Origin of the sequence: Erwinia magellanica, assembly GCF_039023495.1 — a bacterium.
In the GTDB taxonomy this organism is placed as follows: domain Bacteria; phylum Pseudomonadota; class Gammaproteobacteria; order Enterobacterales; family Enterobacteriaceae; genus Erwinia.
Genome location: NZ_JBCHVC010000001.1, coordinates 1,324,491 through 1,341,441, shown reverse-complemented (window position 1 = coordinate 1,341,441; position 16,951 = coordinate 1,324,491). Strand labels below are relative to the sequence as shown.

15 protein-coding genes, 1 tRNA gene, 2 other RNA genes and 1 pseudogene are annotated in these 16,951 nt (G+C 52.4%); 9 read left to right on the top strand and 10 right to left on the bottom strand.

Features of this window, described 5'->3' with window-relative positions; genetic code table 11:
• A complete protein-coding gene (locus tag AAH450_RS06105) occupies window positions 1-279 on the top strand; it encodes a YeaC family protein (protein WP_342909379.1) in 279 nt (92 codons plus the stop codon).
• A gap of 170 nt (window positions 280-449) precedes the next feature.
• Here the strand turns inward: AAH450_RS06105 and pncA are convergent, their stop codons facing one another.
• From pncA to sppA, 3 genes are all read right to left on the bottom strand, one after another.
• Window positions 450-1,064, bottom strand: a complete 615-nt coding sequence (gene pncA / locus AAH450_RS06100) for a bifunctional nicotinamidase/pyrazinamidase (protein ID WP_342909378.1) — start codon at window positions 1,062-1,064, stop codon at window positions 450-452.
• Between the two features lie 7 nt (window positions 1,065-1,071).
• The gene (ansA, locus tag AAH450_RS06095; RefSeq protein ID WP_342909377.1) at window positions 1,072-2,091 is read right to left on the bottom strand and encodes an asparaginase; all 1,020 of its coding nucleotides are present in this window, start codon (window positions 2,089-2,091) and stop codon (window positions 1,072-1,074) included.
• Between the two features lie 84 nt (window positions 2,092-2,175).
• Window positions 2,176-4,032 (bottom strand): signal peptide peptidase SppA, encoded by a 1,857-nt coding sequence (gene sppA / locus AAH450_RS06090; protein WP_342909376.1) that lies wholly within the window; start codon window positions 4,030-4,032, stop codon window positions 2,176-2,178.
• 182 nt (window positions 4,033-4,214) lie between these two features.
• Here sppA and AAH450_RS06085 point away from each other — a divergent pair, with 182 nt between their 5' ends.
• The 3 genes and pseudogenes from AAH450_RS06085 to AAH450_RS06075 form a co-directional block, all read left to right on the top strand.
• On the top strand, window positions 4,215-4,766 hold the full coding sequence (locus AAH450_RS06085; protein WP_342909375.1) for an NAD(P)H nitroreductase: 552 nt from the start codon (window positions 4,215-4,217) through the stop codon (window positions 4,764-4,766).
• A 202-nt stretch (window positions 4,767-4,968) separates the two neighbouring features.
• Window positions 4,969-6,882 carry a DNA topoisomerase III gene (locus tag AAH450_RS06080; RefSeq protein WP_342909374.1) on the top strand — a complete coding sequence of 638 codons (1,914 nt, stop codon included), beginning with the start codon at window positions 4,969-4,971 and terminating at the stop codon, window positions 6,880-6,882.
• Between the two features lie 311 nt (window positions 6,883-7,193).
• Window positions 7,194-7,409, top strand: a pseudogene (locus AAH450_RS06075) (DUF1496 domain-containing protein); the annotation flags it as partial.
• A gap of 66 nt (window positions 7,410-7,475) precedes the next feature.
• Here the strand turns inward: AAH450_RS06075 and xthA are convergent.
• The 6 genes from xthA to AAH450_RS06045 form a co-directional block, all read right to left on the bottom strand.
• Complete coding sequence (gene xthA, locus AAH450_RS06070; protein WP_342909373.1) at window positions 7,476-8,282, bottom strand: exodeoxyribonuclease III; 807 nt, start codon at window positions 8,280-8,282, stop codon at window positions 7,476-7,478.
• Window positions 8,283-8,497: 215 nt separating this feature from the next.
• A non-coding RNA gene (locus tag AAH450_RS06065) (RtT sRNA) lies at window positions 8,498-8,581 on the bottom strand.
• Window positions 8,582-8,748: 167 nt separating this feature from the next.
• Window positions 8,749-8,845, bottom strand: a non-coding RNA gene (locus AAH450_RS06060) — RtT sRNA.
• Between the two features lie 41 nt (window positions 8,846-8,886).
• Window positions 8,887-8,971, bottom strand: a tRNA-Tyr gene (locus tag AAH450_RS06055).
• A 167-nt stretch (window positions 8,972-9,138) separates the two neighbouring features.
• Complete coding sequence (gene purU, locus AAH450_RS06050; protein ID WP_342909372.1) at window positions 9,139-9,987, bottom strand: formyltetrahydrofolate deformylase; 849 nt, start codon at window positions 9,985-9,987, stop codon at window positions 9,139-9,141.
• Between the two features lie 45 nt (window positions 9,988-10,032).
• Window positions 10,033-10,491 carry a YchJ family protein gene (locus AAH450_RS06045; RefSeq protein ID WP_342909371.1) on the bottom strand — a complete coding sequence of 153 codons (459 nt, stop codon included), beginning with the start codon at window positions 10,489-10,491 and terminating at the stop codon, window positions 10,033-10,035.
• A gap of 98 nt (window positions 10,492-10,589) precedes the next feature.
• Between AAH450_RS06045 and rssA the strand changes: the two genes are divergently transcribed.
• From rssA to AAH450_RS06020, 5 genes are all read left to right on the top strand, one after another.
• A complete protein-coding gene (gene rssA / locus AAH450_RS06040; RefSeq protein WP_342909370.1) occupies window positions 10,590-11,507 on the top strand; it encodes a patatin-like phospholipase RssA in 918 nt (305 codons plus the stop codon).
• 83 nt (window positions 11,508-11,590) lie between these two features.
• Window positions 11,591-12,604, top strand: coding sequence for a two-component system response regulator RssB (gene rssB / locus AAH450_RS06035; protein ID WP_342909369.1), 1,014 nt, complete (start codon window positions 11,591-11,593; stop codon window positions 12,602-12,604).
• Window positions 12,605-12,801: 197 nt separating this feature from the next.
• Window positions 12,802-13,710: a UTP--glucose-1-phosphate uridylyltransferase GalU gene (gene galU, locus AAH450_RS06030; protein ID WP_342909368.1), complete on the top strand. Its 909-nt coding sequence runs from the start codon at window positions 12,802-12,804 to the stop codon at window positions 13,708-13,710.
• 26 nt (window positions 13,711-13,736) lie between these two features.
• Window positions 13,737-15,077, top strand: coding sequence for a UDP-glucose dehydrogenase family protein (locus AAH450_RS06025; RefSeq protein ID WP_342909367.1), 1,341 nt, complete (start codon window positions 13,737-13,739; stop codon window positions 15,075-15,077).
• Window positions 15,078-15,091: 14 nt separating this feature from the next.
• A complete protein-coding gene (locus AAH450_RS06020) occupies window positions 15,092-16,099 on the top strand; it encodes an NAD-dependent epimerase (RefSeq protein WP_342909366.1) in 1,008 nt (335 codons plus the stop codon).
• 122 nt (window positions 16,100-16,221) lie between these two features.
• Here AAH450_RS06020 and hns read toward each other — a convergent pair whose 3' ends face one another.
• Window positions 16,222-16,629, bottom strand: a complete 408-nt coding sequence (gene hns / locus AAH450_RS06015; RefSeq protein ID WP_342909365.1) for a histone-like nucleoid-structuring protein H-NS — start codon at window positions 16,627-16,629, stop codon at window positions 16,222-16,224.
• Window positions 16,630-16,951 lie beyond the last annotated feature (322 nt).

Sequence of the window (16,951 nt, the reverse complement as noted above, 5' to 3'; positions counted from 1 at the left end):
ATGGAGCTTGATGAGATGATCGCCAGCATGACGCCGGAAGTGTATCAGCGTCTTGTCACTGCGGTAGAAACCGGCAAGTGGGCCGACGGTGTGGCATTAACGCCGGAGCAGAAAGAGAACAGCCTGCAACTGGTTATGCTCTGGCAGGCTCGCCATAACGATGAACCGCAGCATATGAGCGTGGGCAAAGGCGGCGAGATGGTGATGAAGAGCAAGAAGCAGCTCAAGGAAGAATTTGGCATCAGCGACGACAACGTCACCCGCATCAGGCTGCAATAAATTATTCCCTGCGGAATAATTAACGGCACGCTGGAATCAAAACCGATTCCAGCGTGCCGGGTCATGAAAACTGAAGGGTGAAAGTAGCGTCTGGAGCGCCGTTCAGGGTGTGCAAACTGACGGACGGTCGCCGTTGGCTTTATCTGCAATTGCCTGCCTGACGACGATAATCAGAGAATGAGCGCTCCCAGGGCTTTCATCTCATCCATCGCGCGCGCCGAATCTCCCGGCGTGAGATCGACACCCCGGCAGCCGGCGGCAATCACCGTCACCGCGTAGCCTGCGGCTAAGGCATCCAGCACCGTGTATTTCACGCAATAGTCTGTTGCCAGCCCCATCACGGTCAGCGCCGTAATCCCCTGAGCCTTCAGCAAAGCGTCCAGCCGCGTTTTTTTGCGATGCCCGTTATCGTAAAAGCCACTGTAACTGTCCACCTGCGCATCTTCGCCCTTGAAGACACGATCGGTAATCAAGTCGGTGTGGAGCAAAGGGTGTAACTCTGCGCCAAAGGTATGCTGCACACAGTGATCGGGCCACCAGACCTGCGGCAGACCAGCCAGTTCTCCCAGCGTCCAGGGCTGCTCCCCCGCATTAGAGGCGAAGCTGCCATGACTGGCGGGGTGCCAGTCCAGCGTGGCTATAACCGGCTGCCCTCGATGGCTGAACTCGCCAGCATAGTGATTGGCTACGGCAATCACCTCATCGCCATCTTTCACCGCCAGCGCTCCGCCGCTGCAAAAGTCATTCTGTAAGTCAATCAACAACAGAGCCTGTTGCGTAGCCATTGTCACCTCACTTTTCATCTGGTGTCAGTTCTCCGCGCAGATTAACCTGCATCAACCGCCTGACTTCATCACTGGAGAGATTCTGACTTAACAGAAAATGCAGTTTGGTCAGCGTGGCTTCCACAGTTAAATCATAGCCGCTCACCACTCCAGCCAGCGCCAGCGCGTTACCGGTGGCATAGCCGCCCATATTCACCTTACCGGACATACATTGCGTCAGGTTGACCACCACAATTCCCCGGTCGGAGGCGGCCTTAAGCTCTTTAAGAAATGCAGGATTTTGCGGCGCATTACCCACGCCGTAGGAGCGCAGGATCAGCGCTTTTACCGGTTGCAGCAGGAAATTGCTCACCACATCCGAAGAGATGCCGGGATAGATGGTGACTACGCCAATCGGCTGCGGGGTAATGGGGTGAACAATCAGTTCCCCGGTGCCCGTCGGGGCCGCTGGCGTATTCAGGCGACGAATATGAATACCCGCCTCCAGCAGCGGCGCAAGATTAGGTGAGGCAAAAGCATTAAAACCATCTGCATGGGCTTTCGTCGTGCGGTTGCCACGAAACAGCGTATTGTTGAAAAATAGCGCAACTTCATTAATAGGGTAGTTAGCCGCAACGAACAGGGCATTCAGCAGATTTTGCTGACCGTCCGAACGCAGCTGTTCCAGCGGTATTTGTGACCCTGTCACAATGACCGGCTTGGCCAGGTTTTCCAGCATAAACGACAGCGCAGAGGCGGTGAAGGCCATGGTATCGGTGCCGTGCAGGATCACAAAGCCATCATAGCTATCGTAATTTGCGCGAATATCCTCTGCAATCGATTGCCAGTCCCGCGGCGTCATATCGGAAGAGTCAATCAGCGGCTGGTACTCATGGATGGTAAAATCGGGCATCTCGGCACGATGAAACTCCGGCATATTCGCCAGCTGTTGCTGCAAATGTCCGGAAACCGGGATAAATCCCTGCTCGGATCGCTGCATGCCAATAGTCCCGCCCGTATAGGCGACATAGATGGATCTCTTTTGCATGTATTTACTCAGGCTCGCCGAAAAGGCGCAGTATAAGGGGAAAGCAGGGGAAAAGCAGCCCGACCAGATGGCCGGGCTGAGCGTTTACTTCACTTGTGCACAGGTCAGGCACATGGCATAGCGGTTTTGCGGATCGTTCAGGTTATCGAACAGACCCGGCTGATTGCGCATGGAGGCCATGACGTCATAAAGCGGTGCTGGCAGATAAACCTTAAGCGCATCCGGCAGTGCAGCACGGACGGAAACGTTCATCTGGCTGAAGAGCATATCCATAAAGTCCGGGTCATCCTGATACCAGCTAAGCTGCCACTGCTTGAGTTTTGCCAACTCTGCCGCTTTCGCCACCGCATCATCGAAATCACCCATCGCATCTACCAGACCGTTGGCTTTAGCGTCGCTTCCGGTCCAGACATGGCCCTGGGCAATCTGGTCGATCTGCTCAGGCGTTTTATTGCGCGATTTCGCCACCAGGCCCAGGAAGTTTTTGTAGCCGTTCTCAATGCTCATCTGCATCATCTGCTGAACTTCAGGCGGCAGAGCCTTGGTGGTCGCCACATCGGCCAGAGGTGAAGTAGAAACGCCATCGGTATGCACACCAATCGTATCCAGCGTGTTCTCTACCGTATTGATCACGCCAAAGATGCCGATGGAGCCGGTAAGCGTGCTGGGGCTGGCGATGATGTAGTTAGCTGGCGTAGAGATCCAGTAGCCACCTGAAGCCGCCATCCCGCCCATGGAAACCACCACCGGTTTGCCCGCTTCTTTAGCCGCAGCCAGCTCTTCACGAATCGTTTCAGAAGCCGTTACGCTGCCGCCAGGGCTGTTCACACGCAGAACAATAGCTTTGATTTTCGGGTCGAGACGCGCCTGACGGATTTCCAGTGCGGTAGTATCACCCCCGACGCTGCCCGGCGTTTCTTCGCCATCCATAATCGCACCGTTTGCCATCACCACGGCGATGTTGCCATCCGGGGAGCCGTTGTTCTTCACCTGATAGTCATAAATACTGGTGCCTTTAAAATCCTTCGCCTGCTTATCCCAGCCGAAAATTTTCGTCATCTGGCTGTCAACCAGCGAACGCGAGGCCAGTTCATCGACCATCTTATTGTCCAGGGCATAGCGCGCCGTATCACCACCCACTTTCTGTAGGCCAGCAAGCACACCTTGCGCACCAGGGAAGAGTTGCTCAGGCGTTATCTGACGATTAGCAGCGATGGTATTCAGGTAGTTCTGCCACAGTTCACCTATCCAGCGACTGTCTGCCTCTCTGGCGGCAGGGGACATATCATCACGCAGGAAAGGTTCAACGGCAGATTTATAGGTGCCCACGCGGAAGATATGCGAGCTAACTTTCAGCTTATCTAACAGCGTTTTGTAGTAGAGACCATTGGTGGCAAAGCCATGCAAATCTACGGTTCCCTGTGGGGAGAGATAGATTTTGTTGGCGAAGCTGGCGAGGTAATACTGCGCCTGGCTGTAGCTGTCGCCCGTGGCGTAGATCTGTTTGCCGCTGTCACGGAACTCACGCAGCGCTTTGCCAATATATTGCAGCGACGGCTGATCCGCACCGGCAAAGTCGCGCAGGTCAAGCACCATACCGGTAATATTGGCATCGCCTTTCGCCTGACGGATCGCATCCACTATATCAAAAAGGGAGTTTTCTTTCAGCCTGTCGCTGCTGGCGCCCAGCAGCTGGCGGCCAATTTTGCTGAGTCGGTTACTCACCGAGGGCTTATCGACTACCACACCGCTTAAGTCGACGATCAGCGCACCTTTCTGCGGCTCGGCAGGGGTGGAAGAGCTGCTGAACTGGAAATAAATTCCCACGCAAATCAGGATTAACACCACCAAAAAAAGATTAAGGATAAATTCCCGGACGAAATTCAGCAGTCGCCAGGTCCATTTAAAAAAACCAGCGATAAATCGCCACAAAGTGCGCATATCAACTCCATAATTGCGATAAAGACCCGGAACAGGGGCGGGCAGAGCGCCCCAGAACAGGTGGGGATGGTGACATCCTAAATAGCAGGGGCCAACTTGTCAGCAGGAAAAAGCGGAATGCTGTAACAAATCATCATCCTGTGCTAATTTCAGCTGAATAAAACTCATTATCAGGAGTCATTATGGATGCACTGGATTTAGTGGTTAATCGCCGTTCAGCCTCACGACTGAGCGAACCCGCCCCGACAGGCGAAGCGCTGGAGAATATCATTCGTGCCGGTATGCGCGCTCCCGATCACGGCACCTTGCAGCCATGGCGTTTTATTATTGTGGAAAAGGAAGGGCGTGAACGCCTTAGCGCGCTGCTGGAAAATGCCGCCCGCGTGGATGGCATGGAAGAGAAAGCGATTGAGAAGGCTAAGCAGTCGCCTTTCCGGGCGCCAATGATTATCACCGTGGTAGCGCATTGCGAAGAGCATCACAAAGTCCCGCAGTGGGAGCAGGTAGTATCCGCTGGCTGTGCCGTGATGGCGATGCAAATGGCTGCGGTGGCTCAGGGGTTTAACGGGATCTGGCGCAGCGGTGCCTGGACCGAACATCAGGCGGTGCGCGAAGCCTTCCACTGTCGGCCACAGGATGCCATTGTGGGTTTTCTTTACCTGGGTACGCCACAGCTTAAATCCTCCACCACGGTGCTGCCACCCGACACCGCCCCCTTTGTCAGTTATTTCTGAGTGACAAAACCGCTTCAGGCCGTCAGGGTTGTCAGCAGCCCTGAATTTTGTCGGGATAATGAGCAAACAGTCGCGGAAATCTCTCCTGAGTTTTACTCCTGCCTGACGAAAGCGCTACCATAACGCCACTATTTCCGAAGGGAAGTGGCTCAGATGTGATAATGCGTTAATTAATGAGTTTCCTGAAGGAAGTCACTGCCGGATGCGTTTGTTTATTGCCGAAAAGCCCAGCTTAGCCCGCGCCATAGCGGATGTCCTGCCCAAACCTCATCGCCGGGGAGATGGCTTTATCGCCTGCGGTCAGGATCAGATGGTCACCTGGTGCGTGGGCCACCTGCTGGAGCAGGCTCAGCCTGACAGCTATAACAGCCGTTTTGCCCGCTGGTCGCTGGCGGATCTGCCCATTGTGCCCGAAAAATGGCAGCTACAGCCGCGTCCTTCGGTGGCAAAACAGCTTAAGGTGATTAAAGGCCTGCTTGAGCAGGCAAGCGTGGTGGTGCATGCGGGCGACCCCGATCGCGAAGGGCAGCTGCTGGTCGATGAAGTGCTGGATTATCTGGCCTTGCCCCCTGAAAAACGGGCTAACGTACAGCGCTGCCTGATCAATGACCTTAATCCCTCTGCCGTTGAGCGGGCGGTAAGCCGTCTGCGTGAAAACAAAGAGTTTATCCCGCTCTGCGTCTCTGCACTCGCCAGAGCCAGGGCCGACTGGCTCTATGGCATCAATATGACACGGGCTTACACTCTGCTGGGCCGAAATGCCGGTTACGACGGCCTGCTGTCAGTGGGCCGCGTTCAAACGCCGGTTCTTGGGCTGGTGGTTCGTCGCGATGAAGAGATTGAAAACTTTGTCGCGAAGGACTTTTTTGAAGTTAAAGCACATATCGTGACGCCAGCAGAAGAGCGATTTGTGGCGCTCTGGCAACCCAGCGACTCCTGCGAGCCGTATCAGGATGAAGAGGGACGGCTGTTGCATCGCCCGCTGGCCGATCACGTGGTAGCGCGCATTGGCGGTCAGCCTGCCCTCGTGACCAGCTATAACGACAAACGAGAGAATGACACGGCTCCGCTGCCTTTCTCTCTCTCCAGCCTCCAGATTGAAGCCGGTAAGCGGTATGGACTGAGTGCTCAGGTGGTGCTGGATACCTGTCAGAAACTGTATGAAACCCACAAACTGATCACCTACCCCCGTTCGGACAGCCGCTATCTGCCCGATGAGCATTTTGCCGGACGCCATGCGGTACTGAATGCCATTAATGCGCATCAGCCCGATCTGACGCCGCCAGCAGACTTTGACAGCGACCGCCGTAATCGCTGCTGGGATGATAAAAAGGTGGATGCGCACCACGCCATCGTGCCTACCGCCCGCAGTTCACAGGTCAGGCTCACGGAGAATGAGAGCAAGATCTATCGCCTGATCGCCACCCAGTACCTGATGCAGTTTTGCCCGGATGCCATTTATCGTAAGTGCGTTATCGAACTGGATATCGCTGGCGGTAAATTTGTCGCCAAAGCGCGTTTTCTGGCCGAGGCAGGGTGGCGCGCTTTGTTAGGCAGCAAAGAGCGGGATGAAGAGAATGACGGTACGCCGCTGCCGGTGGTGGCGAAGGGGGATGAGCTGCTCTGCGAGCGCGGAGAGGTGGTAGAGAAGCAAACCCAGCCTCCAAGACCCTTCACCGATGCGACACTGTTATCAGCTATGACCGGCATTGCGCGATTTGTTCAGGATAAAGATCTAAAGAAAGTGCTGCGGGCGACCGATGGTTTAGGAACAGAAGCTACGCGCGCCGGGATCATTGAACTGCTGTTCAAACGCGCCTTTTTGTTTAAGAAAGGGCGCTATATTCAATCCAGTCCCGCCGGGCGGGCGCTGATCCACTCACTGCCAGAAATGGCGGCGCGTCCTGACATGACTGCCCATTGGGAGTCCACGCTGACCAAAATCAGTGAAAAGCAGTGCCGCTACCAGGATTTTATGTTGCCGCTGGTGGAGACGCTGCATAATCTGATTGATCAGGCAAGGCAGCAGCCTGCTGCACATGCCTTCCGTGGACTTCCGGCGGCTGACAGCAAAAAGCCGCGCCGCAAGGCAAAAAAAGCGAAGGAAACTGAATGATGAAATTATCAGGTGCAATGATGCTGGCGGGCGTTTTACTGATCGGCACTCCACTCTGCGCCACCGCTGAGGGTTGGAATGTCGGCACAGGCCATAGCCATCCGGGTGGTCACGGCAACGGCAATGGTAACGGCAATGGCAATGGTAACGGCGAAGGCTACGGCAACGGTCACGGCTACGGTAATGGCAACGGCAACGGTAACGGCTACGGTAATGGTAATGGTAATGGTAATGGTAATGGCAATGGTAATGGTAATGGTAATGGCAATGGTAATGGTAATGGCAACGGTTCCGGCAATGACAATAGTAATGGCGGATTCAATGCCGATGCGGTAGTGGATTTGCCGCCTGAAGTCTGGACGCAGGGGCAGAACAACAATCAGCCTCCCTGCCAGCGCTGCTGTACCTACGAAAACCGCAGCTACACGGAAGGCTCGGTGGTTAAAATGGAAGGTGTACTGCTGCAATGCGCCCGTGATGAGAAATCCTGGGGCACCAACAACCTGACCTGGCAAACAGTGAAGTAATCAGGCTTGCACCGCGCCAGTGCTGGCTGGCGCAGAGTGGCCTCTGCGCCCGGTTAGCGATGGCGATCAGAAGCTGAACTCAGCCCAGATGGGAGCGTGATCGGAGGGTTTCTCCATACTGCGAATGGCGTAATCAATACCGGTAGCCACGCAGCGCTCAGCCAGAGGCAGGCTTGCCAGCACCAGGTCAATGCGCAAGCCGCGGTTATCATCAAAACCTTTTGAGCGATAGTCAAACCAGGAGAACTGGTCATTCACTTGCGCATTCTGCGCGCGCCAGGTATCAACTAATCCCCAGTTCATCAGCCGATCCATCCATTCACGCTCCTCTGGCAGGAACGAACATTTTCCCGTGCGTAACCATCGCTTGCGACTCTCTTCGCCAATACCGATATCCAGGTCGGTCGAGCTGATATTCATATCGCCCATAATCAGCACCGGATTAGTGGGTTTCTGCTCCTGCTCCAGATAGCTTTGCAGATCGCGGTAGAATTTCTCTTTGGCGGGGAATTTCGTTGGGTGCTCGCGGCTCTCTCCCTGCGGGAAGTAGCCGTTGATAACCGTCAGCGTGCCCATCGGGCTGGGGATATCCGCCATGATCAGGCGGCGCTGCGACTCTTCATCGTCACCCGGAAAGCCGCGACGGATCATAACAGGCTCCGCTTTGGTCAACAGCGCTACGCCGTAGTGTCCCTTCTGACCGTGATAGAAGACGTTGTAGCCCAGCTTTGCCACCTCTTCCAAAGGGAACATATCGTCATGCACCTTCGTTTCCTGTAGGCCAATTACGTCTGGCTGGTGCTGTTCGACTATCGCCTGAAGCTGATGCGGTCGGGCACGCAGCCCGTTGATATTAAAAGAAACAAATTTCATTGCACTGACCTGGGCCGGGAAAAAAGTGAGAAGGATGGTAACAAATTATGGGGTAGGGGGAAATATAGCGACGGGAGGAGAGATAAGAATTCACATGCGTTAAGGCATGGTAGACCAGCAACCGGCTCATCCTTCGATGTCGAAGCTTCTCATCCTTCCCCGTGGGGTATCTGGAAGAGTGTGCTCTGAACAGCGGAACTGGAGATTACATAAGATGGTGGTGGGGGAAGGATTTTTCGTCGCGTTGCGGCTCATCCTTCGATGTCGAAGCTTCTCATCCTTCCCCGTGGGGTAACTGGAAGAGTGTGCTCTGAACATAAAAACTGGGGATTACATAAGATGGTGGTGGGGGAAGGATTTTTCGTCGCGTTGCGGCTCATCCTTCGATGTCGAAGCTTCTTATGCTTCCCCATGGGGTATCTGGAAGAGTGTGCTCTGAACAGGGGAACTGGAGATTACATTAAGATGGTGGTGGGGGAAGGATTTTTCGTCGCGTTGCGACTCACCCTGCGGGTCAAACCTTCGATGTCGAAGCTTCTCATCCTTCCCCGTGGGGTATCTGGAAGAGAGTGCTCTGAACAGGGGAACTGGGGATTACATAAGATGGTGGTGGGGGAAGGATTCGAACCTTCGAAGTCGATGACGGCAGATTTACAGTCTGATCCCTTTGGCCACTCGGGAACCCCACCACGGGGTTGCTTTTCTTACTGCTTCAGATTCAGCGCTGATGGCTGGAAGCGGGGCGCATCATATCAAATGAGATGAGCGTGTAAAGTCCGGCAGTAAGAATTAATGACTGTTTGCCGCTTTTTTATTCAGGCTGCTGATTTGTCAGGCAAATCAGCAGCCCTGCCGCTTATAAAATAATCGTACGGTTACCGTAGACAAAAACGCGCTGGGCCAGAACCTGATAAAGGGCACGGCTCAAGGCATTCTTCTCTACGTCACGTCCTGCACGCATCATGTCTTCTGCCGTGTAGTTGTGATCAACGTGAATCACATCCTGCATGATGATCGGGCCTTCATCCAGATTGTCATTTACATAATGCGCCGTGGCGCCAATGATCTTCACGCCGCGCTCGTAAGCCTGATGGTAAGGACGCGCGCCAATAAAGGCGGGCAGGAACGAGTGGTGAATGTTGATAATTTGATTAGGGTAGCGCTGCACAAACCCTGGCGTCAGAACGCGCATATACTTTGCCAGAACAACATAATCCGGCTGATAGCGGTCAATTTCCGCTGCCATGTTGTTGTCATGTTCTTCGCGGCTCAACCCTTCATGGCTCACCAGGCTGAACGGAATATCAAAGCGCTCAACCAGCGTCCGCAGCGTTTCGTGATTACCAATTACGGCGGCAATTTCTACATCCAGCCCGCCATAGGTGCTCTTCATCAGCAGGTCGCCCAGGCAGTGCGCCTCCTTGGTCACCAGAATCACAATACGACGGCGACCGGCAGAATTTAATTCCCGTACCGAACCGGCCGGCAGGGCGCTATCGAGATCGGCCAGCAAAGTCGTATCGTTAAAGATCCCTTCCAGTTCTGTTCGCATAAAGAAGCGACCGGTGCGGTGATCGACAAACTCATTGTTCTGCACAATATTCAGCTCATGCTTGTAGCAAATATTGGTAATTTTGGCGATCAGCCCTTTGGCATCGGGGCAGATGGTTCGTAAAACTTTTCTTTGCAGTGTTTGCGCTTGCATTGCAGTGGTAATCCTGTCGAAGCAATTCTTATGAGGTGAGCGACCTTACTGGCCGCAGCATTTCTTGAATTTTTTGCCAGAACCGCAAGGGCACCGGTCATTACGCCCTGTTTCAGGGAACGTTCCGTCGATATAGTACCAGCGTTTTTCTTCCCGAATAAAGCGGGAACGCTCATGAATAAAGCTTTCGCGCTGATTTTCAGAAAAACGAGCAAAAAATGTCACGTAGCCTTCGGACTTATCGCCAGTTTCTTCTGCCGTGATAATCTGTAAACTTAGCCATCTTGTTGCGGCAAAACTTTGGACAAGAGTGGTATGGAGTTGCTGCGGCTGGCAGGAAGGATGCCAGGTCGCGATAAGATAATCGGCGTTCTGCCGCACGTAAGCACTGTAGCGAGAGCGCATCAGCGCCTCGGGCGTGGCAGGGATGGCCTGGCCGTTTAGAAAGGGCTGGCAACATACGCTATACTGCTTTCCGCTGTAGCAGGGGCAAAGTTCCGACAAGTTGACTCCAGGAAGTATGAAGGCTGAGAGAATTGGGCATTATGGTAACTGAGCAACACCCCTGATGCCATTTGTAAGTTAAGCAACTCAGAGGTTGAATGAGACAGGTAAAAATTGGACTGGCACTGGGGTCGGGTGCTGCCAAAGGATGGGCGCATATAGGCGTGATCAACGCGCTTGAGCGCGCTGGGATCAAGGTGGATGTGGTTGCGGGGTGCTCTGTAGGGGCGCTGGTCGGCGCTGCTTATGCCAGCCAGAGAATGCCCGTCCTTGAAACCTGGGTCCGCTCATTCAGCTACTGGGATGTTATCCGTCTTATGGATTTCTCCTGGCGCCGTGGAGGACTGTTGCGCGGCGAGCGCGTTTTTAACCACGTACGCCGGCTGGTCAATCATGAGCATATTGAACAGTGCGCCATGCGCTTTGGTGCTGTTGCAACTAATCTCAGTACCGGACGCGAGCTGTGGCTGACAGAGGGTGACTTGCATATGGCGGTGCGGGCTTCATGCAGTATGCCCGGTTTACTGGCCCCGGTGGCCCATAATGGTTACTGGCTGGTGGATGGCGCGGTGGTCAATCCCGTACCGATTTCTCTGACGCGTGCATTGGGCGCAGATATTGTAATTGCTGTTGATCTTCAGCATGATGCGCACCTGATGCAACAGGACTTGCTCTCCGTCACGCCGCAAACTGCGGAAGAAGAGCATGCGGCGGCCACAAGTTGGAGAGGGCGGCTGCGTCAGAGTCTGTCAAAAATGGCTCAGCGCAAAATTAATCAGACGCCGGGCGCAATGGAAATCATGACTACATCCATTCAGGTGCTTGAAAACCGTCTGAAAAGGAACCGAATGGCGGGCGATCCGCCGGACGTACTGATTCAACCTTTTTGTCCGCAGATCTCCACGCTGGACTTTCACCGTGCAGAGGAAGCCATTGAGGCAGGCAGAGTGGCAGTAGAGAAGAAAATGGATGAATTACTCCCGCTGGTTCGTCACGCAGAGTTGCCGGATGAGTGAAAAATGAGACTTGAGGCAATTCTTACAGGCGAAAATGTGGTTTATGAGCCACTATTGACTAATCCGGTGTACAGGGGGGGATAATGGACAAGCCATTAAGCGGAAAAAAGATTCTGATTGTTGAAGACGAAGTCGTTTTCCGCTCTCTTCTGGACAACTATTTAAGTTCGCTTGGCGCAGAGCTGACGCTGGCGGATGATGGTGTTCAGGCGCTGGAAAAACTGAATCATACGGTTCACGATCTCATCATCTGTGACCTGGCTATGCCAAGAATGAATGGCATTAAGCTGGTTGAGCATCTTCGTAGTAAGGGCAATTCTTTGCCTATTCTGGTGATCTCCGCCACGGAGAATATGGCCGATATCGCTCATGTACTGCGTCTTGGCGTCCAGGATGTTTTACTGAAGCCGCTTAAAGATCTCGCTCGCCTGCGTGAAGCGGTATTCGAATGCCTCTATCCCGCTATGTTCACCTCTAAAGTGGAGGAGGATGAGCAACTCTTTCAGGACTGGGATGCGCTGGTGCGCGATCCGCATGCCGCTTCAAAGCTGCTTAAGCAGTTGCAGCCGCCTGTTCAACAAACCATTGCCAACTGTCGCATTAATTATCGCCAGCTGACCATGGCCGAGCAGCCAGGTCTGGTGCTGGATATTGCCGCTCTCTCTGAAAAAGACCTGGCGTTTTATTGTCTGGACGTGACGCGTGCAGGGGATAATGGCGTTCTTGCCGCGCTGCTGTTAAGAGCCCTATTTAATGGCTTATTGCAGGATCAACTTTCGGGTCAGGCTCAGCGATTGCCAGAATTAAATGGCCTGTTAAAACAGGTTAACCTTCTCTTACGGCAAGCCAATCTCAAAGGCCAGTTCCCCTTACTGGTGGGCTATTATCATCAGGGTTTAAAAAACCTGATCCTGGTTTCTGCCGGATTAAACGCCACACTCAACGTAAATACCCATCAAATCCAACTCAGTAACGGTGTGCCCCTTGGTACGTTAGGTTCCACGCATTTAAACCAAATCAGCCAGCGTTGCGAAACCTGGCAGTGTCAGGTTTGGGGCGCTGGAGGCAGGCTGCGCCTGATGTTGTCCACAGATTAAGCATGCGGTTATAATTTCTGTCTGCCGCAGGCAGACAGGGCCAAAGTTAAGCCTTACACTTGGGTAATAGTCTTAATTTACGCTGAAAGGGTTCATCCAGGATAAATCCGTCAGGGTTCCACTGTTATACTCATCTCGTTTTTAACTCGACATATCAAGTAATAACTTGAACGGCCTATATAAAGAGAGGTACTTAGATGTCTGCCTATAAGTCCAAAGTAAAAAAAGCGGTTATCCCGGTAGCAGGTTTGGGAACGCGTATGTTGCCTGCAACCAAAGCCATTCCAAAAGAGATGCTGCCGCTGGTTGATAAGCCGTTAATTCAGTATGTCGTTAACGAATGTATCGCAGCAGGAATTAACGAGATTGTGCTGGTAACGCACTCCTCTAAAAACGCCATTGAAAACCACTTCGATACCAGCTTCGAACTGGAATCTATGCTGGAAAAACGCGTTAAGCGTCAGCTGCTGGAAGAGATCCAGTCAATCTGTCCTCCACACGTCACCATCATGCAGGTTCGTCAGGGTCTGGCAAAAGGCCTGGGCCACGCAGTCATGTGTGCTTACCCGGTTGTAGGTAACGAGCCTTTCGCCGTTATCCTGCCAGACGTTATCATTGATGAATACGAATCAAATCTGGAGAAGGAAAACCTTGCCGATATGATGCGTCGCTTCGATGAAACCGGCCACAGCCAGATTATGGTTGAGCCAGTAGCCGACGTGACCGCTTATGGCGTGGTAGATTGCCAGGGCGCAGAACTGAAAGCAGGTGAAAGCGCGCCAATGGTCGGCGTAGTAGAGAAGCCTAAAGCAGACAAAGCGCCTTCTAATCTGGCAGTAGTAGGACGTTACGTTCTCTCAGCAGATATCTGGCCTCTGCTGGCAAAAACCCCTCCGGGTGCTGGCGATGAAATCCAGCTGACTGACTCCATCGCTATGCTGATGGAAAAAGAAACTGTTGAAGCTTATCACCTGAAAGGCGTAAGCCATGACTGTGGTAATAAGCTGGGCTACATGCAGGCTTTCGTTGAGTACGGTGTACGTCACGAATCGCTGGGCAGCGACTTTAAAGAGTGGCTCGAAAGCACTGTTGGTAATAGTAAGTAAGTTTAATTTCTAACCGGGACAATTCAATGAAAGTCACCGTATTTGGTATCGGCTATGTTGGTCTGGTTCAGGCTGCGGTTCTGGCCGAAGTCGGACATGACGTTCTTTGTATCGATGTCGACGCAGCTAAAGTCGAGAATCTGAAGAAAGGGATCATTCCTATTTTTGAACCGGGCCTGACGCCGCTGGTGATGCAAAACTATGAGAGCGGTCGCCTCAAGTTTTCCACCAATGCTGAAGAGGGTGTTAACCACGGTACGATGCAGTTTATCGCCGTGGGTACGCCTCCGGATGAAGATGGCTCAGCGGATCTGAAATATGTTACCGCCGTAGCCCGTACCATTGCACAGCACATGAATGACCACAAAGTGGTTATCGACAAATCGACTGTTCCTGTTGGTACAGCCGACCGCGTTCGTGCGGTAATGGAAGAAGCGCTGAAAACACGTGGTGTTGATATCGCGTTTGATGTGGTCTCTAACCCGGAATTCCTCAAGGAAGGTGCAGCGGTCAACGACTGTATGCGTCCTGAGCGTATTGTAGTGGGTACAGACAACGATGAAGTGGTTGAACTGCTGCGCGAGCTTTACGAGCCGTTTAACCGCAATCACGATCGCATGATCTTAATGGATATTCGTAGTGCTGAGCTGACCAAGTATGCGGCAAACTGCATGCTGGCAACCAAAATCAGCTTTATGAATGAGATCTCTAACCTGGCAGAACGTCTGGGTGCAGATGTCGAAAAAGTGCGTCAGGGCATCGGTTCTGACTCCCGTATCGGCTATTCGTTTATCTACCCTGGCTGCGGCTACGGTGGATCCTGCTTCCCGAAAGATGTTCAGGCTCTGATCCGCACAGCAGAACAAATTGGCTATAAGCCACGTCTGCTGCAAGCGGTTGAAGACGTCAATGATTCGCAGAAAAACAAGCTGCCAACTTTCATCAAACGTCACTTCGGTGAAAACTTGCAGGGCAAAACTTTTGCGCTGTGGGGGCTTTCTTTCAAGCCAAATACCGATGACATGCGTGAAGCCTCTTCGCGCGTACTGATGGAAGCGCTGTGGCAGGCTGGTGCAACCGTTCAGGCATTCGATCCGGAAGCGATGGACGAAGCGCAGCGCATCTATGGCCACCGCAGCGATCTGAAGCTGATGGGAACCAAAGAAGCGGCCCTACAGGGTGCTGATGGCCTTGTGATCTGTACTGAATGGCAAAACTTCCGCGCCCCGGATTTTGATGTCATTAAAAATGCTCTGAAAGAACCCGTGATTTTTGATGGTCGTAACCTGTATGATCCAGAAAGAATCAGCAAGCGCGGTTTTGTTTATTATGCAATCGGCCGCGGCGCTTCTATCCAAATTGCATAATTAACGAGGGCAGTATGAAATATCTGGTTACCGGCGCAGCAGGATTTATTGGCTTTCACGTTGCAAAACGCCTGTTGTCTGCCGGTCACCAGGTTGTCGGAATCGACAACCTGAATGATTATTACGATGTAAACCTGAAGCTCGCCCGCCTTGATTTACTTAAACCCCACCCTCTGTTCACCTTTATTCAGCTCGATCTTGCCGATCGTGAAGGCATGGCTGAGCTTTTCAGCAAGGGTGCATTTGAGCGGGTTATCCATCTTGGCGCACAGGCTGGCGTACGTTACTCCATTGAAAATCCTCTAGCCTATGCGGATGCCAACCTTATTGGCCATCTGAATATTCTTGAAGGATGCCGTCATCATAAAATTGGGCATTTATTATACGCTTCATCCAGTTCTGTTTATGGGCTGAACCGTAAAATGCCATTCTCTACCGACGATTCCGTTGACCATCCTGTTTCGTTGTATGCAGCGACAAAGAAAGCCAACGAATTAATGTCCCATACCTATTCTCACCTGTACGGAATACCCACCACCGGACTGCGCTTTTTCACCGTATATGGTCCCTGGGGACGTCCGGACATGGCTCTGTTCAAATTCACGCGCGCAATGGTCGCCGGTGAACAGATTGATGTCTATAACAATGGTCAGATGCGTCGTGATTTCACTTATATCGACGATATCGCCGAGGCCATTGTGCGCCTGCAAGATGTTATTCCCAGGGCGGATGAAAGCTGGACAGTGGAGCAGGGCAGCCCCGCGACCAGTTCTGCACCTTACCGGGTCTACAATATAGGGAACAGCAATCCTGTTACGCTGCTCGCCTATATTGAGGCGCTGGAGAAGGCGCTGGGGATAGCTGCTAAAAAGAATATGTTGCCTATGCAGCCAGGCGATGTGCTGGAAACCAGTGCAGACACCCAGCCATTATATGAAGTTACAGGCTTTAAGCCCCAGACCAGCGTTGAAGAGGGAGTTGCCAGGTTCGTCAGCTGGTATCGATCTTTTTATAAGGTTTAAGCTTAAACGGAAACAAAAAAAAGGAGCTTCGGCTCCTTTTTTTTGGCTTCTGTCGATATGCTTTCGTCAGTCAAAATACCTGCCGCACAGAGAGGTTCATTGCTGAAAGCACTAACGGGCAATTACAGCAGGAAATCGTCCAGCTGCTTACCTTCTTCTTCGATAGCTTTTTTGATTACCGCTGGCGTACGACCCTGGCCGGTCCAGGTTCTGGCTTCGCCATTTTCATCAGTATATTTGTATTTAGCAGGGCGGGCAGCACGTTTTGCTTTACCCGGTGCTTTTACCGCAGCCAGTGTTGAGAGCAGTTCATTCGGATCGATACCGTCTGCGATTAACATTTCACGATATTGCTGCAATTTTCTGGCGCGCTCTTCGATTTCAGCCTGAGCATGGCTCTCTTCTTCACGGCGTTCATTAACAACAACTTCCAGCTTTTCCAGCATCTCTTCCAGCGTTTCCAGTGTACATTCTCTGGCTTGAGCACGCAGGGTACGAATGTTGTTCAAAATTTTAAGTGCTTCGCTCATTATATGAATCTCAAAAATTATTTAGGTGGGGGACATGTTCTGCCCGATAATAATAGAGTGCACAAATAAGAACTGCAATAGTTAATTTTGTAAGGAATTCAGAATAACGGCAGTGAGGCAATCTTTACTTTTGTAATTACCCTGGCAGAAATCTCATTCGTGCGCAAAATAAAGCCGACTTTCATAGCCTATTTCGTCGAATGGTTAACCCCTGTGTACTTAAGAAGGCGTATATAGTTTTCTTTCCGGTAAAACCATTCTCGTTTTAATGATTTGTCGCTTCAGGCTGAAGGAGTCTGTCGTCTATTAAAGGCGCAGGCTC

Excerpts from the sequence above, each read along its gene's own strand:
- ansA (WP_342909377.1), bottom strand. The coding sequence starts at position 2,091 with ATGCAAAAGAGATCCATCTATGTCGCCTATACGGGCGGGACTATTGGC.
- AAH450_RS06025 (WP_342909367.1), top strand. The coding sequence starts at position 13,737 with ATGAAAGTCACCGTATTTGGTATCGGCTATGTTGGTCTGGTTCAGGCT.
- xthA (WP_342909373.1), bottom strand. The coding sequence starts at position 8,282 with ATGAAATTTGTTTCTTTTAATATCAACGGGCTGCGTGCCCGACCGCAT.
- AAH450_RS06085 (WP_342909375.1), top strand. The coding sequence starts at position 4,215 with ATGGATGCACTGGATTTAGTGGTTAATCGCCGTTCAGCCTCACGACTG.
- rssA (WP_342909370.1), top strand. The coding sequence starts at position 10,590 with ATGAGACAGGTAAAAATTGGACTGGCACTGGGGTCGGGTGCTGCCAAA.
- AAH450_RS06020 (WP_342909366.1), top strand. The coding sequence starts at position 15,092 with ATGAAATATCTGGTTACCGGCGCAGCAGGATTTATTGGCTTTCACGTT.
- rssB (WP_342909369.1), top strand. The coding sequence starts at position 11,591 with ATGGACAAGCCATTAAGCGGAAAAAAGATTCTGATTGTTGAAGACGAA.
- galU (WP_342909368.1), top strand. The coding sequence starts at position 12,802 with ATGTCTGCCTATAAGTCCAAAGTAAAAAAAGCGGTTATCCCGGTAGCA.
- purU (WP_342909372.1), bottom strand. The coding sequence starts at position 9,987 with ATGCAAGCGCAAACACTGCAAAGAAAAGTTTTACGAACCATCTGCCCC.
- AAH450_RS06105 (WP_342909379.1), top strand. The coding sequence starts at position 1 with ATGGAGCTTGATGAGATGATCGCCAGCATGACGCCGGAAGTGTATCAG.
- hns (WP_342909365.1), bottom strand. The coding sequence starts at position 16,629 with ATGAGCGAAGCACTTAAAATTTTGAACAACATTCGTACCCTGCGTGCT.
- sppA (WP_342909376.1), bottom strand. The coding sequence starts at position 4,032 with ATGCGCACTTTGTGGCGATTTATCGCTGGTTTTTTTAAATGGACCTGG.
- pncA (WP_342909378.1), bottom strand. The coding sequence starts at position 1,064 with ATGGCTACGCAACAGGCTCTGTTGTTGATTGACTTACAGAATGACTTT.
- AAH450_RS06080 (WP_342909374.1), top strand. The coding sequence starts at position 4,969 with ATGCGTTTGTTTATTGCCGAAAAGCCCAGCTTAGCCCGCGCCATAGCG.